The organism is Undibacterium sp. WLHG33 (assembly GCF_049544815.1).
GTDB lineage: Bacteria > Pseudomonadota > Gammaproteobacteria > Burkholderiales > Burkholderiaceae_D > Undibacterium.
In genome coordinates, this window is the sequence record NZ_CP186697.1 from 1423612 (window position 1) to 1438039 (window position 14428).

General features: G+C 49.8%; 13 protein-coding genes. 7 read left to right on the forward strand and 6 right to left on the reverse strand.

The genetic code is table 11. From position 1 onward, the window contains the following. The first annotated feature begins 76 nt into the window (after positions 1-76). The 5 genes from ACOTSW_RS06440 to ACOTSW_RS06460 all read left to right on the forward strand — a co-directional run bounded on the left by ACOTSW_RS06440 (position 77) and on the right by ACOTSW_RS06460 (position 5033). A complete protein-coding gene (locus ACOTSW_RS06440; protein ID WP_423681703.1) occupies positions 77-976 on the forward strand; it encodes an SDR family oxidoreductase in 900 nt (299 codons plus the stop codon). Between the two features lie 130 nt (positions 977-1106). Further along, a complete protein-coding gene (locus ACOTSW_RS06445) occupies positions 1107-2003 on the forward strand; it encodes an alpha/beta fold hydrolase (RefSeq protein WP_423681704.1) in 897 nt (298 codons plus the stop codon). A gap of 72 nt (positions 2004-2075) precedes the next feature. Further along, entirely contained in the window at positions 2076-2510 is a 435-nt protein-coding gene (locus tag ACOTSW_RS06450) for an acyl-CoA thioesterase (protein WP_423681705.1), read from the forward strand. A gap of 6 nt (positions 2511-2516) precedes the next feature. Then, positions 2517-2945 (forward strand): GNAT family N-acetyltransferase, encoded by a 429-nt coding sequence (locus ACOTSW_RS06455; protein WP_423682271.1) that lies wholly within the window; start codon positions 2517-2519, stop codon positions 2943-2945. A 342-nt stretch (positions 2946-3287) separates the two neighbouring features. Continuing rightward, complete coding sequence (locus ACOTSW_RS06460; RefSeq protein ID WP_423681706.1) at positions 3288-5033, forward strand: methyl-accepting chemotaxis protein; 1746 nt, start codon at positions 3288-3290, stop codon at positions 5031-5033. An 81-nt stretch (positions 5034-5114) separates the two neighbouring features. Here the strand turns inward: ACOTSW_RS06460 and ACOTSW_RS06465 are convergent, their stop codons facing one another. From ACOTSW_RS06465 to ACOTSW_RS06475, 3 genes are read right to left on the reverse strand one after another with little or no spacing between them, the layout of a single operon-like run. After that, the gene (locus ACOTSW_RS06465) at positions 5115-5732 is read right to left on the reverse strand and encodes a LysE family translocator (RefSeq protein ID WP_423681707.1); all 618 of its coding nucleotides are present in this window, start codon (positions 5730-5732) and stop codon (positions 5115-5117) included. 8 nt (positions 5733-5740) lie between these two features. Continuing rightward, the gene (locus tag ACOTSW_RS06470) at positions 5741-6550 is read right to left on the reverse strand and encodes an alpha/beta fold hydrolase (RefSeq protein ID WP_423681708.1); all 810 of its coding nucleotides are present in this window, start codon (positions 6548-6550) and stop codon (positions 5741-5743) included. A 1-nt stretch (position 6551) separates the two neighbouring features. Beyond that, complete coding sequence (locus ACOTSW_RS06475; protein ID WP_423681709.1) at positions 6552-7862, reverse strand: O-acetylhomoserine aminocarboxypropyltransferase; 1311 nt, start codon at positions 7860-7862, stop codon at positions 6552-6554. A gap of 154 nt (positions 7863-8016) precedes the next feature. Between ACOTSW_RS06475 and ACOTSW_RS06480 the strand changes: the two genes are divergently transcribed. Both ACOTSW_RS06480 and ACOTSW_RS06485 read left to right on the forward strand, forming a co-directional pair. Further along, on the forward strand, positions 8017-8466 hold the full coding sequence (locus ACOTSW_RS06480) for a CBS domain-containing protein (RefSeq protein WP_186885470.1): 450 nt from the start codon (positions 8017-8019) through the stop codon (positions 8464-8466). 87 nt (positions 8467-8553) lie between these two features. Next, the gene (locus ACOTSW_RS06485; RefSeq protein WP_423681710.1) at positions 8554-9546 is read left to right on the forward strand and encodes an NAD(P)/FAD-dependent oxidoreductase; all 993 of its coding nucleotides are present in this window, start codon (positions 8554-8556) and stop codon (positions 9544-9546) included. Positions 9547-9711: 165 nt separating this feature from the next. Here ACOTSW_RS06485 and ACOTSW_RS06490 read toward each other — a convergent pair whose 3' ends face one another. From ACOTSW_RS06490 to prfB, 3 genes are all read right to left on the reverse strand, one after another. Continuing rightward, positions 9712-11517, reverse strand: a complete 1806-nt coding sequence (locus ACOTSW_RS06490) for an ABC transporter ATP-binding protein (RefSeq protein ID WP_423681711.1) — start codon at positions 11515-11517, stop codon at positions 9712-9714. Between the two features lie 109 nt (positions 11518-11626). Further along, positions 11627-13165 (reverse strand): lysine--tRNA ligase, encoded by a 1539-nt coding sequence (gene lysS, locus ACOTSW_RS06495; protein ID WP_423681712.1) that lies wholly within the window; start codon positions 13163-13165, stop codon positions 11627-11629. Positions 13166-13275: 110 nt separating this feature from the next. Next, positions 13276-14380, reverse strand: a protein-coding gene (prfB, locus tag ACOTSW_RS06500) for a peptide chain release factor 2 (protein WP_423681714.1) whose coding sequence is annotated in 2 segments (ribosomal slippage) — positions 13276-14298 and positions 14300-14380 — 1104 coding nt in all. Because the reading frame shifts where the segments join, the coding sequence is not laid out codon by codon here. Between the last annotated feature and the right edge of the window lie 48 nt (positions 14381-14428).

Genomic DNA, 14428 nt, shown 5'->3' on the forward strand with positions numbered 1-14428 from the left:
AAACTCAGAATAAATTCAACAACTGTGTGATCAGGGAGTGATATCCCATTTTCATTCGTAAAAATCAGGAGACAAAATGAAAGTATTTAAAGACAGAGTGGCCGTCATTACCGGTGCAGCCAGCGGTTTTGGTCGTGAATTTGCATTGATCGGTGCCCGTCTCGGTATGAAGCTGGTGCTGGCGGATGTGCAGCAGGATGCATTGGATAAGACTAAGGCCGAGCTGGAGCAGCTTGGTGCGCAAGTGATAGCGTTGCGTTGCGACGTCCGTCACGCAGAACAGGTGCAGGCGCTGGCGGATGCAGCGATGGAAAAATTCGGTGCAGTTCATCTGGTCTTTAATAATGCAGGTGTCGGCTCTGGTGGTCTGGTCTGGGAAAATACTCAGGCTGACTGGGAATGGGTATTGGGCGTGAATTTGTGGGGCGTGATTCATGGTGTCCGCATCTTTACCAATCTGATGCTGGAGTGTGCAAAAAAAGACCCGGAATACGAAGGGCATATTGTGAACACCGCATCGATGGCAGGCTTGCTGAATGCGCCGACCATGGGTGTTTATAACGTCTCCAAACATGCCGTCGTGTCACTGAGTGAATCGCTGTATCAGGATCTGAAGCTGGTTGCCGCGCCGATTGGCGCTTCTGTTTTGTGTCCTTATTTTGTCCCGACCGGTATTTCACAATCGCACAGAAATCGTCCTGACGATGTGCCAGGCGCAGCACCGACGGCGAGTCAGCGTGCCGCGCAGGCCATGTCGGATAAAGCAGTCAGCTCGGGTAAAGTGACGGCACAGGAAGTCGCAGAAAATACGTTTAAAGCCATCAGTGAAGAACAGTTCTACATCTTCTCGCATCCGGGCGCTCTGAGCAATGTGCAGGAACGCATGGAAGATATCGTCTTGCAACGCAATCCGGGCGATCCGTACAAGGCCACACCACATATCCGCGATATGCTCAGAGAAAAGCTGAAAGTATAAAAAATCAGAGCAAAAAAGCGTTCAGGAAAAAACTTAGAAAAATAAATCAAAGCAGGTCGCTGTGAGCAGGATGAGTTCGGACTCAGTCGCTGACAGCGACGCTTTTATTTGCAGATAATCCGGAGACACGATGACAGCAACGATACAGACAAATCAGTTTGCCACTATAGATAATGGTACCCGCCTGCATTACGCCAGTGCTGGCAAGCAGGGACAGCCGCTGATCTTATTTGTGCATGGCTTTCCTGAATTCTGGTACGAATGGGCAGCGCAGTTAGCGGAATTCGGGCAGGATTATTTTGCAGTCGCGCCCGATTTGCGCGGTTTTAATTTATCGGATATGCCTGACGATCTGAGTGCCTACAAAGCAAAGCACATCGTCGATGATTTGCGTTTGCTGATACAACATCTGGGTTATCAGAAAGCGATCGTGGTCGCGCATGACTGGGGTGGTGCCGTGTGCTGGAATATGGCCATCGCGTTACCTGCGATCATAGAAAAACTGATCATTATTAATTCGCCGCATCCCTATTTGTTCATGCAGGCGCTGGCACAGGATCCAGCACAACAAGTAGCAAGTGAATACATGAACTGGCTGCGCAAGCCTGACTCTGAAGTCGCTCTGGCAAAAGATGATTTTGCACTGATGGATGGTTTTTTTAACGGCATGGGGCAGGCACCTGCAACCTGGTTTGACGACGCAACTCGTGCGCTGTATCACGAATGCTGGCGTAAGGGCTTGTCGGGCGGTGTGAATTATTACCGTGCCTCACCGCTGCACCCGCCCACAGCTGAAAATCAGGGGCCTTTGCAATTACATCTGAATCCGGATGATTTTAAAGTCAGTGTACCTACCCGCATTATCTGGGGCGAGAACGATCAAGCCTTGCCGAAAACCCTGTTGAATGGCATAGAAAACTTCGTTGCAGATGTTCGTATTGAACGCATCCCCGAAGGTTCTCACTGGTTGATTCATGAACAGCCTGAACGAGTCAATCAACTGATACGGCGGTTTCTTACTGAATAAGTATGCGCATCCGCTGCATCAGCGGATGCGGTGACAATGATGCATCGTAGTGATTTTTAGCAGGAATTCATGATGGTAAGATCCGATTTCGCTTTTTTTCATACATTACGGGTACGCTGGTCGGAAGTCGATATGCAGGCGATCGTTTTTAACGGTCATTACCTGACTTATTTTGATGTCGCCTTTACCGAATACTGGCGTACCACAGGTTTACCCAGCGCAATCACCCAGGCCAAAGAAGGCAAAGAATTGTTTGCCCGCAAGGCCAGCATAGAATATCTGGCGTCTGCCAGGTTTGATGATGTGCTGGACATAGGTGTGCGCTGTCAGGCGATAGGTCGCTCGTCCGTCCAGTTTGTGATTGAAATTTTCAGGGGTGAAGAACATTTGATTTCCGGTGAGCTCACTTATGTGTATGCCGATACCACACTGCGTAAGGGAGTTGCATTGCCTGCGGATTGGCGTGCGATAATCATCAGCTTTGAAAAATTGAAACCAGTAGAGTGACTTGTGATGATGACTCCCGCACGCATTGTTTTAGGTGATTGGACTACCCTGCAAAAAGACGCACAGGCAGTACGTTATTCCGTTTTTGTGATTGAGCAGCATATTCCTGTTGAGCTGGAATGGGATGTAATGGATGCCCAGTGCCTGCACGCGGTTGCTTACGATGAGCAGAATCAGGCGATAGGCACAGGCCGTTTGCTGCCTGACGGTCATATTGGTCGTATGGCGGTACTGGAGTCTGCCCGTAATTCTGGCGTCGGCGCACAAATACTCCGTGTACTGATGGAGCAGGCCAGATTGCGCGGCCATACCGGCGTGCGGCTCAACGCACAGCAGACAGCTGAAAATTTCTACGCAAAAGAGGGGTTTTCACGCGATGGCGAGGTTTTTATGGAAGCTGGTATCCCGCACGTGTCGATGTCTCACACTTTGTGATCTGACGGAATATTAATTGGCAGCTTGAGAGCATTTTTCGATTGGTCCGGTAAAAAGCGCACGGTATACACCGTGCGCTTTTTTTATTTGTATTGTCTGCACCTCAAAAATCTGAGTCACGACAGATACATCATCCTGTTAAAAATATTTTTGCGCAGGGTACTTTCATATATAAATTGAAAAATATTAATATACTGTTAAATATGATGTTAGATTTATAAGTGTTGGTAATTGAAATTGGTATAGAGCAGCAGGTGATTAAAAAACGAGTCAGATAGAGGGTTACGCCGTATCAGTCATTAAATATTTCAGTATTCATTTCATTGCCGGGAGACACAAATCATGAGAATTGAAGACACTAAGGTATCAAGTCGCTTAATCGCCGGATTTGGTCTGGTATTGAGTTTTTTGTTAATTGTGCTTGTGTTGGGGATCAGTTATCTGCATCAGATGAATAAGCGTATGGAGCAAATCGTTCACTTTAATGATGAAGAAATACGGTTGGCGCAGAGTATGTACCTGACGGTTACTGAGAGAGCGTTGGCACTGCGGAATTTGCTACTGCTGAGTGAACAAAAAGAGATACAGATAGAGGTTGATCGTATCGCTGCTCAGAATAAAAAATACCATGAGGCAGAGGATAAATTAGAGCAACTCATGAAGCGGGATAGCGAGACGAATGACGCTCAGGTTGGTTTATTAAATAAAATCCGCGAACAGGCAAAATTATCTGAGCCTTTCATCGCTAAAAGCCTGCAATTAATTCAGCAAGGTAATAAAGATGATTCTTATAAGCTTCTACGCTATGAATATCGTCCGGTACAAAAGAAATGGTGGGAACTGATCAATGATTTTGTCGTAGATCAGGAAAAAGAAAATAAAGAAGCCGTTACTAAAGCAGAAACAGATTATCGTGACGCACGAAAAATGCTGATCATATTGGGACTGTTGGCGATCCTGGTTGGTGTGGTCGCTTCGTGGCTGATTATACGTAGCCTGCTGAGACAATTAGGTGGTGAGCCACGTTATGCGGTAAAAATTGCAGAAAAAATTGCCGCAGGAGATCTGAGTGTCGATATTCGACTGGCCGCTGGCGATGAGTATAGTCTTATGCACGCAATGCGTGTCATGCGTGATGGTCTTGCTGATATTGTCGGTATGGTGCGTGCCGGTACTGAAACCATAGCGTCCGCTTCAAAACAGATAGCGTCAGGAAATCTGGATTTATCTTCCCGTTCTGAACAACAAGCCAGCTCGCTGGAAGAAACTGCCTCTTCGATGGAGGAGCTGACCTCAACCGTGAAGCAGAATACCGATAGTGCACGTCAGGCCAATCAGCTTGCCGTGTCTGCTTCAGATGTTGCCGTTAAAGGCGGTAACGTTGTCGCCGAGGTTGTCCGGACGATGGGTTCGATCAATGAATCGTCTCGTAAGATTGTGGACATCATCGGGGTGATTGACGGTATCGCTTTTCAGACTAATATCCTTGCACTGAATGCCGCCGTTGAGGCTGCCCGCGCAGGTGAGCAGGGACGTGGATTTGCCGTCGTTGCGACGGAGGTGAGAAGTCTTGCGCAACGTTCGGCTGAAGCTGCCAGAGAGATTAAAAAGTTGATTGACGATTCTGTCAGTAAGGTAGAAATTGGTGCGAAACTGGTTGATCAGGCGGGATCGACCATGGTCGAAATCGTCAATAGTATTCAGCGTGTGACCAGCATCATGAGTGAAATCATGATGGCAACGCAAGAGCAAACTTCAGGTATAGAACAAATCAATGAGGCAATCGTTCAGATGGATGATGTGACGCAGCAAAATGCTGCACTGGTGGAGCGAGCTGCAGCTTCAGCGTCGGCGTTGCAGAATGAGGCGGATCATCTCAGCCAGCTTGTCAGTACATTTCAGCTCGCTAATATGACAGCGATCCCGCTTGCGGGCACTGAACCCGTCACAAAGCGTGTAACAACGACTTTGCCTGGTAAAAAAGCTGCTGTGGTGAGGGCGCAGACCTCAAGTATTAAAAGACTCAGGCAGGTGAATGATACTGCTCCTGAGAAAAAAGCGGCATCAGATGCCTGGGAAGAGTTTTGATGGTCGGGAGTCAGTTGAGAATCAGTTGATTATGAATTGAAATAGATGTCTGAAAAAAGGGAGAGGGTATTCTCCCTTTTTTCAGACGGCGGCAACCAGCGTGGCAGCACACAATATCAGTACACCTGCGATACGCTCTGTCATTACTGCATATTTTTCTTGTGTCGCCCAATGGCTGGCTTTGCTTGCCAACACACCGTATCCCAGCAAAATAAAAAATTCAGGAATCATGGAGCAGATGGCCAGAATCAGCATTTGCAAACCGACGGCTTCATGCTGATCGATAAACTGCGGCAGGATGGCTACAAAGGTAAGCAAGATCTTGGGATTGGTCAATTGCAGGCTAAGAGCGCTGAAAAAGATGCGGCTTCCTTTTTGTGGCGGCCCATCCAGTCTGGATATGCTGATGGGTGAGGGTTTCCCCAGTATTGCTGATAAGCCCAGATAGACCAGATAGGCTGCACCAAGATACTTGATTCCCATGAACAGCATCGGCGATGTCAGCAGCAGGCTGCCGATACCGGTTGCCGAGAGCGCAAAGTAAATCGCATTGGCAGTCAAAATCCCCAACGTGACAAACAAGGATGTTTTCCAGCCTCGCGCAATGCCATACGCAACCACCATCATGACTGCCGGGCCGGGAGAGAGTGACATTGCCGCTTCTGTTGCAGTGAACAAGGCCCAGCTTTCAAGATTCATCGCCACACTCAGCTACCCCGCACGAAATCGAATAAAGTGTCGAGCACTGCATCGGCCTGTTCTGCCATCAGGTCGTGTCCGCAATTGTCAATCACTGACGTCTTGCTTTGGGAAATTAAACTACGCAAGCCGGCGATCGCTTTCGGCGGGGTCATCTGATCTTTTTTCCCGAGCAGGAATAAGGTCGGGCAAGTAACAGCTTGCGCAGCAATTTCGCCGTTGCTGTAGGTGTTACAGGCGAAAAAATCCGTATAAAAAACCAGTTCTGGGTTGATGGCAGAAATGCGTTGCATCAGCCTCTTGCTGCCGCCAAGGACGGAAAATCCAGGTCCAGGGCAGGAAGGTTTATGCGCAATGCTGCTGTGTGACCAGATGTTCACCATATCTATCGCAGCCTGCTCGTCGTCGCGTGCCGCATTCAAAAGCAGGTCTGATACCTTCATCGGGTAGGCTGTACCTATCATTGCGAGATGACTGACTCTCTCAGGCGCCCGATAACTGGCTTCCAGAGCAATCAGCGAGCCCATACTGTGTCCTGCCAGAGCGGCGCGCTCAATACCTGCAGCATCAAGCAAAGCAATCAGCCAGGTCGCCATTTGCTCTACGCTATTGAGCGCCTGGCCTTTGCTGCGGCCATGTCCCGGTAAATCCACAGCCAGGACGTTATAACCATGATGGGCGAAATAGCGGGACTGTAAGGCCCAGACGGAATGATCATTCTGTGCGCCGTGTATGAACACGATGCTTGGCAGCGCAGGATTGAAGGTTTTACCTCCGGTGTAGCAATAAGCGTCCTTTTCTTGAATCTGAAACAGCATCTCAGGCTCCTTTCTGAGCAGCTTTCAGGCCGCGTGTCAGGTCTTCAATCAGGTCTTCAACATTTTCCAGACCGACTGATAAGCGCAGTGTTCCTTCTGTGATGCCGGAGGCCTGCAATTGCTCTGCCGGGACGCGGAAATGCGTGGTGGATGCAGGGTGTATCACCAGCGATTTCGCATCGCCGACGTTCGCCAGATGTGAGAATACATTCAATGATTCAACAAAGCGCTGACCAGCGGCGCGATCACCTTTCAGATTGAATGAAAAAACCGCTCCGCAACCTTTGGGAAGCAGGGTTTTTGCCAGTTCGTAGTCAGGATGTGTTTCTAATTCCGGATAAGAAACCGCAGCAACAGCAGGATGTTTTACCAGGAAATCAACGATTTTACGGGTATTGGTGACATGTCTGTCCATGCGCAAGCCCAGTGTTTCTACGCCTTGCAGGATAGCGAATGCATTATGTGGGCTCATGCAGGCGCCGAAGTCGCGCAATCCTTCGCGTCGTGCCCGTAAGGAAAATGCGCCGACAGTCGACTCTTCGGCAAACACCATGCCGTGAAAGCCGTCATAGGGTTCGCAAAGCTCGGCAAAACGTCCGGTTCGGTCATACGCTTTCTGCCAGTCGAATGTACCGCCATCGACCAGCAAGCCACCAATCGCAGTACCATGCCCGCATAAAAATTTAGTTGCAGAGTGAAAAACCAGATCAGCACCGTGATCAAACGGACGCAATAAATACGGCGTGGTAAAGGTTGAATCCAGCATCAGCGGTATATCGTGTGCGTGGGCAATTTCTGCGATCAAAGGTATGTTCAGAACATCCAGTCCGGGATTGCCGAGAGTTTCAGCAAACAAGGCTTTAGTATTTGGACGTATCGCCGCGCGCCAGGCGTCCGGGTCACGCGGATCAACGAAGGTTGTTTCTATGCCAAAGCGTTTTAAGGTATAGGCGAGAAGGTTTTGTGAGCCACCATACAAAGCACGGGAAGCAACGATATGTGATCCGGCACCGGCGATGGTCGTTAAACCCAGATGCAATGCGGCTTGTCCGCTGGCGACGGCAATGCCGGCAACTCCGCCTTCAAGAGCGGCGATCCTTTCTTCCAGGACTGCATTGGTCGGATTCGAGATGCGCGAATAGACATGTCCGGCGCGTTCCATATTGAACAGTGAAGCGGCATGATCTGAATCTTTAAACGCAAATGAGGATGTCAGATAGATAGGCGTCGCACGTGCACCTGTTGCCGGGTCGGGTGTTGCGCCAGCATGCAAAGAAAGTGTGTCGAATCCGGGATAGTGGGGGGCACTCATAAACTCTGGTCTCCGTATTGTGATCAGCCAATGCTACCATTAAGATCGCAAAATGAAATGCCGTTTTTACGATGAACTTGCTGGATTTTTTGCATGGCTTGCGATACATTGAAAACAGTTTTAAAAAAAACAGAATACACAGGAGGGGAGCCCCATGAAAGTCTCGGAAATTCTTCAGGTCAAAGGCAACATCCTTTTCACTATCACACCTGATACGCCGATTGCAGATGCGATCAGTGTCATGGAAGAAAAAGACATCGGTTCTCTGGTTGTAATGGAATATGGTGATCTGGTTGGCATACTGACCTTCCGCGAAGTCATTCGCGCGATTCATACGAATAAGGGTTCGTTGGGAAGCGGTACCGTACGTAAATATATGGACGACCATCCTATGACGGTCACGCCGGAAACCGAAGTTAACGAAGTACGTCGCATGATGTTGGAAAAACATTCACGCTATCTGCCTGTCATGGATGCAAAAACGCTGATGGGCGTGATTTCGTTTTACGACGTGGCGCGTGCAGTGCTCGAAGCGCAGAGTTTTGAAAATAAAATGCTGAAAGCGTATATCCGCGATTGGCCTGTTGCCGAAAATGAAGAATAGGTAATCGCCTGATGCCGGTTTGATTCGAAATAACGCCCGCAAATAATCAGATGCGGGCGTTTTTTATTGTCTGGAAAAGGGGAAATTATGCATATCGCCATCGTAGGTGCCGGATTATCCGGACTCACCGCAGCTCGTCAATTGCAATCGCAGGGACATCATGTCACCGTGTACGAAAAAAGCCTGGGTGTCAGCGGACGCATGAGTACGCGGCAAACGGAAGTCGGCGGTTTCGATCACGGAGCGCAGTATTTTACGGCGACATCTGACCGCTTTAAAAAAGAAGTCGCTGACTGGAAAAAGCTGGGTTGGATTACCGCCTGGAATGCACGTCTGGTGACGCTGGACGCGGGTATTGCCAAACCTGCAGGACGTAGTTCGACGCGCTATGTCGCAGTACCTGGTATGAATGCGCTCGGCAAGCAACTCGCACATGGCCTGGATGTCAGGAAAGAACAGCAAGTGCTGGCGCTGGAGCGTCACGATAAACAATGGTTACTCAAAATTCAGTCAAATACGGTTGCGATTCCAGCGACTGCCGGTCCGTTTGATGCGGTTGTACTGGCGATTCCGGCCGATCAGGCTGCGCCTTTACTTGATGTTGCTCCTGAATTCTCAAAACAAGCTCACCAGGCAAAGCTGGCACCATGCTGGACGATGATGCTGGGCTTCCAGAATTCTCTGGAATTGCCATACGACGGCGCGTGGGTCAATCAGTCGCGCCTGGGCTGGATTGCCAGAGATACTTCCAAACCGGAGCACCGCGTAGGTGAACGCTGGGTGGCACACGCTACGCCGGCATGGAGTGTGGAACATCTGGAGGAAGATCCTGAGCGTGCGAAAGAGAAATTATTAAAAGCCTTCCATGAAGCCACAGGCTCGTGGGTACAGCCTATTTATGCGGTCGTTCATCGCTGGCGTTTTGCGCAGGCAGAGCATCCGTTGGCGCGGGATTGCTTATGGAATGCCAAACTGGGAATCGGTGCCTGTGGCGATTGGTTTGCGACCGGACTGGAAGGCAATGGCAGAGTAGAGCATGCTTTCCTCAGTGCACTTGCGCTGGCAAAAACAATTTCCTGATGTGTTGAGAATGCTGACAACCCCTATTGCAAGGGTTGTCAGTATCGATATCTAATCTGCTTCAAAGTGACTTCATCATCATTATTGTTGCAGATAAAAAGTCGGCTGCACTCAAATGTTGGGTGCATGCATCATGCCGAAAAAATTAAATTTAAGCAGACAGCATTACGTGGCTGATTGTGTTTGACCTTGTGCGCGTTCGCCTGTTTGCAGACGCCACAGTGCTGCATAGCCAGCATTTAATTTCAGTAAATCGTCATGGGTGCCACTTTCGATAATCTGACCGGCCTCCAGTAAATAGATGCAATCGGCCTGTCTCACCGTTGACAACCTGTGCGCGATGACGATGGTGGTGCGGTCACGACTGACGACATCAAGGCTGCGTTGTATCGCTGCTTCTGTTTCATTGTCCACTGCGCTGGTTGCTTCATCGAGTATCAGAATTGGCGGATTTTTTAAGATGGCCCTCGCCAGTGCCAGTCGCTGGCGCTGACCACCGGATAATTTTTGTCCGCGTTCGCCGATACGGGTGGCAAAACCCAGAGGCAGCTTATTGATAAATTCAGTCGCTTCCGCCGCCTGTGCCGCCGCGGCAATCGCTTCTTCCGGCACGTTGTCCAAGCCATAGGCAATATTCTCAGCAATAGTGCCATCGGTTAAAAAACTATCTTGTGCAACGTAACCGATCAGACGACGTAAATCTTGCAGATTGACACTATCAGTTGCAACGTTATCGAGAAAAATTTTGCCGCTTTGTGGAGTGTAAAATCGCAGCAGAAGTTTGACCAGCGTTGATTTGCCCGATCCCGTCGAACCTACAAAGGCAATGGTTTTGCCAGCAGGTATGTCGAGGCTGATATTGTGCAAAGTCTGTTGCTCCCCGTAAGAAAAATTGACCGCATCGAAACGGATATGTCCCTTTACTCTGTTAGCCGGCAAGTGTTGTCCTTCGTAGCTAATGTTGATTTTCGTATCGAGCAAATTCATGGCGCGGTCAATCGCTGACATCGAGCGCTGATACATATCCGCAACCTCTGCCAGGCTGGTCATCGGCCATAACAGACGTTGTGTCAGATAGACCAGTACAGAATATGCACCGACCGCCAGTTCGTCATGCAAGGTTAGCCAGCCACCGTACACCAGTGTTGCGGTAAAGCCTGCCAGGATCGCCATGCGGATAACCGGGGTAATGGCAGCGCTGACCGCAATTGCCCGCGCATTGGCTTGGCGATAAATATTGCTGGCTTCGGCAATGTGATTTTTTTCAAAATCTTCGGTGGCAAACGCTTTGATCGTGGCCAGCCCGAGCAGGTTGTTGTTCAGGCGGGCGCTGACATCGCCAGCGGCCTCGCGGACTTCGGCATAACGCGGTGCCAGCCGTTTCTGGAACCAGAAGGCACCGAACAAAATTGCCGGTACCGGCAGCAGGGAAATGATTGCTAACGAAGGTTGTAGCACAAAGAAGACCGCGCTGACCATGATGGAAGAGCAGATCACCTGAATGATCTGGTTCGCGCCACCGTTCAGAAAACGTTCCATCTGATTGATGTCTTCATTCAGCACCGACATCAGATTGCCAGTACGCTGATTTTCAAAATACGCCATCTCCAGTTTTTGTACGTGATCGTAAGTGTCCAGCCGTAAATCATGTTGCAGATTCTGCGCCAGCTTGCGCCATTTCAGCGACAGCAAATACTCAAACCAGGATTCACCCATCCATATAAACGCATTGACCACGCCCAGAAACACCAACTGGTGCCAGGTTTCCGTAATGCCGAAGCCGCCCAGCACGCGTTTGGCGAGAAAGCTTTTTTCGCCATTGACGACGATATCGACCGCGACACCGATCAGCACTTCCGGCAGCACATCAAAGAATTTATTCAGTATCGAATACAGTGTCGCCAGCCGTAAATCAGTTTTGTAAGCACTGGCATAGTGCAGTAATTTTTTTAGCGGATGTGTTGCTGACATAGTGTTTTGGCTCAATTTGAATAAATCAGGTAAATGCAAGAAACAAAAAAAGGGACTGCAGATGACAGTCCCTTTTCACTATTTCGGGTTTCGCTTCGCTGCCCTGAGATCAATCTTCGCGGCGAAGATGCGGGAACAGAATCACGTCACGGATATTCGGCGAGTCGGTAATCAGCATCATCAGACGATCGATACCGATACCGCAACCGCCGGTTGGTGGCAGACCGTATTCGAGTGCACGGATATAATCAGCGTCGTAATACATCGCTTCTTCATCGCCCGCATCTTTGGCGGCAACCTGGGCCTGGAAGCGTGCTGCCTGATCTTCGGCATCGTTCAATTCCGAGAAACCGTTCGCGATTTCTCGCCCCGTCATGAACAACTCGAAACGTTCGGTGATGCCGGGAACTGTATCCGAGGCACGCGCGAGTGGCGACACTTCAACCGGATAGTCGATGATGTAAGTCGGATTCCATAGCTGTGCTTCGGCAGTTTCTTCAAACAGTGCCAGCTGCAAGGCGCCAAGGCCAGCGGTCGCAAACGGTTTGACGCCGAATTTCAGCAATTCAGTTTTGATGAATTCAGCATCGTGCAATTGTTCTTGCGTGTATTGCGGTGCGTATTTATTGATCGCGCCGACAATAGTCAGACGTTCGAAAGGTTTCGACAGATCAAGTTTTTTACCCTGATATGTCAATACTGCTGTGCCGTGCGCATCTTCGGCAGCTTTGCGGATGACTTGTTCAGTGAAATCCATCAGCCATTTGTAATCGACATAGGCTGCGTAGAATTCCATCATTGTGAATTCAGGGTTGTGACGTGGCGATACGCCTTCGTTACGGAAATTGCGGTTCACTTCGAATACGCGGTTAAAGCCGCCGACGACCAGGCGCTTCAGATACAGTTCAGGTGCGATACGCAGATACATTTCCATGTCCAGCGCATTGTGATGCGTGATGAAAGGCTTGGCTGCTGCACCGCCGGGAATCACGTGCAGCATTGGCGTCTCGACTTCCATGAATTCATGGCTGGCCATGAAGTTACGGATCGATGTCATTGCTGCAGTACGCGCTTTGAAAGTGCGGCGCGTATCTTCGCTCATGATCAGATCAACATAACGTTGACGGTATTTGGTTTCCTGATTCGCCAGACCGTGGAACTTGTCTGGCAGAGGGCGCAGTGACTTGGTCAGCAAACGCAATGTTGTGACTTTAACTGTCAGCTCATCCGTCTTGGTTTTGAACAACACGCCCTCAACGCCGAGGATGTCGCCCAGATCGTAATGGCGGAAGGCTTCCATCGCTTCCTCGCCGGTTTTATCCAGTGTCACATACAACTGTATGCGGCCATCAGCCTTCAGGCCGGATGCATCTTGCAAGGTTGCGAAAGCAGCTTTTTTACCCGCTTCGCGTTTGAGCATCATGCGGCCAGCAACGCTGACTTCCACATTCATGGCTTCCAGTTCTTCGCGACCGATGGAGCCATACTGTTCATGCAGACTGGCGGCTTTATGTTGCGGGCGGAAGTCATTCGGAAAGGCGACGCCTTTGGCGCGGATGGCATCGAGCTTGGCACGGCGTTCCGCGATGATGGAATTTTCATCAACCGGCAATTCGCTGGCAGCAGTTTGATTATTCAGTTCTGACATAAGATTTCTCTCAGATTTCTCTCAGTTGTCCGGGCAGCGTGCCCGCCTGTTTGGTATGTCGGCGCAATGTCCTGCAGACGACATCGCGTCGTTGTGATTGCTCGTCTTAATTAAACGCCTTGCTTTAGTGAGGCAGCGATAAATTCATCCAGATCGCCGTCCAGCACTGCTTTGGTATTTCCTGTTTCAAAACCGGTGCGCAGATCTTTGATGCGAGACTGATCGAGCACGTAAGAGCGGATCTGATGACCCCAGCCAACATCGGTTTTGGAATCTTCCAGATTTTGTTTTTCGCTCATGCGTTTGCGCAATTCGAGTTCAAACAATTTCGCTTTCAGCATTTCCCAGGCTTCCGCGCGGTTGCGATGCTGACTGCGATCGTTCTGACATTGAACAACAATGCCTGATGGGCCGTGTGTCAGACGAACAGCGGAATCCGTTTTATTGATGTGCTGACCACCGGCGCCAGAGGCACGATAGGTATCGGTACGCACGTCCGCCGGATTGATGTCGATCTCAAATGAATCGTCAACTTCCGGGTAAACAAACAAGCTTGAAAACGAGGTGTGACGGCCATTATTTGAGTCAAATGGTGACTTGCGCACCAAGCGATGTACGCCTGTTTCGGTGCGCAGGAAGCCGTATGCATAGTCGCCTTCGACTTTCAGGGTCGCTGTCTTGATACCGGCAACATCACCATCGGATTGTTCAAGAATTTCAACCTTGAAGCCTTTGCGTTCGCAATAGCGCAGATACTGACGCAACAGCATCGATGCCCAATCCTGCGCTTCGGTACCGCCGGCGCCGGCCTGGATGTCAATGAAGCAGTTGTTCGGATCCATCGGATTATTGAACATACGGCGGAATTCCATGCCTTCGATCAGGCCGCGCAAATGCTGTGCGTCGGCCTCGATGGATTCCAGTGTATCGTCGTCGTTTTCTTCTTTCGCCATGGCGAGAAGATCGTTTGCATCACGCAGGCCAGATTCGGCTTCGGTCAGCGTGTTGACGACGGCTTCCAGTGATTTTTTTTCTTTGCCCAGATCCTGCGCGCGCTTAGGATCGTTCCAGACGGCGGGATCTTCTAATTCAGCATTAACTTGTTCGAGTTTCTCTGACTTGATATCGAAGTCAAAGATACCTCCGTAGTTCAGCTTCACGGACCGTCAGATCGGCGAGCAGGGAGGACAGACTGTTGAGGCGTTCGGCTTCCATAATTTTAGCTTTTCTTATGCAATCAAACCTTGCATTATACCTTGTAGT

What these genes read in the sequence shown, in the direction of transcription:
- ACOTSW_RS06470 (WP_423681708.1), bottom strand. Translation starts at nt 6,550, where the DNA reads ATGCTGTTTCAGATTCAAGAAAAGGACGCTTATTGCTACACCGGAGGT.
- lysS (WP_423681712.1), bottom strand. Translation starts at nt 13,165, where the DNA reads ATGTCAGAACTGAATAATCAAACTGCTGCCAGCGAATTGCCGGTTGAT.
- ACOTSW_RS06450 (WP_423681705.1), top strand. Translation starts at nt 2,076, where the DNA reads ATGGTAAGATCCGATTTCGCTTTTTTTCATACATTACGGGTACGCTGG.
- ACOTSW_RS06485 (WP_423681710.1), top strand. Translation starts at nt 8,554, where the DNA reads ATGCATATCGCCATCGTAGGTGCCGGATTATCCGGACTCACCGCAGCT.
- ACOTSW_RS06460 (WP_423681706.1), top strand. Translation starts at nt 3,288, where the DNA reads ATGAGAATTGAAGACACTAAGGTATCAAGTCGCTTAATCGCCGGATTT.
- ACOTSW_RS06465 (WP_423681707.1), bottom strand. Translation starts at nt 5,732, where the DNA reads ATGAATCTTGAAAGCTGGGCCTTGTTCACTGCAACAGAAGCGGCAATG.
- ACOTSW_RS06455 (WP_423682271.1), top strand. Translation starts at nt 2,517, where the DNA reads ATGATGACTCCCGCACGCATTGTTTTAGGTGATTGGACTACCCTGCAA.
- ACOTSW_RS06475 (WP_423681709.1), bottom strand. Translation starts at nt 7,862, where the DNA reads ATGAGTGCCCCCCACTATCCCGGATTCGACACACTTTCTTTGCATGCT.
- ACOTSW_RS06440 (WP_423681703.1), top strand. Translation starts at nt 77, where the DNA reads ATGAAAGTATTTAAAGACAGAGTGGCCGTCATTACCGGTGCAGCCAGC.
- ACOTSW_RS06445 (WP_423681704.1), top strand. Translation starts at nt 1,107, where the DNA reads ATGACAGCAACGATACAGACAAATCAGTTTGCCACTATAGATAATGGT.
- ACOTSW_RS06480 (WP_186885470.1), top strand. Translation starts at nt 8,017, where the DNA reads ATGAAAGTCTCGGAAATTCTTCAGGTCAAAGGCAACATCCTTTTCACT.
- ACOTSW_RS06490 (WP_423681711.1), bottom strand. Translation starts at nt 11,517, where the DNA reads ATGTCAGCAACACATCCGCTAAAAAAATTACTGCACTATGCCAGTGCT.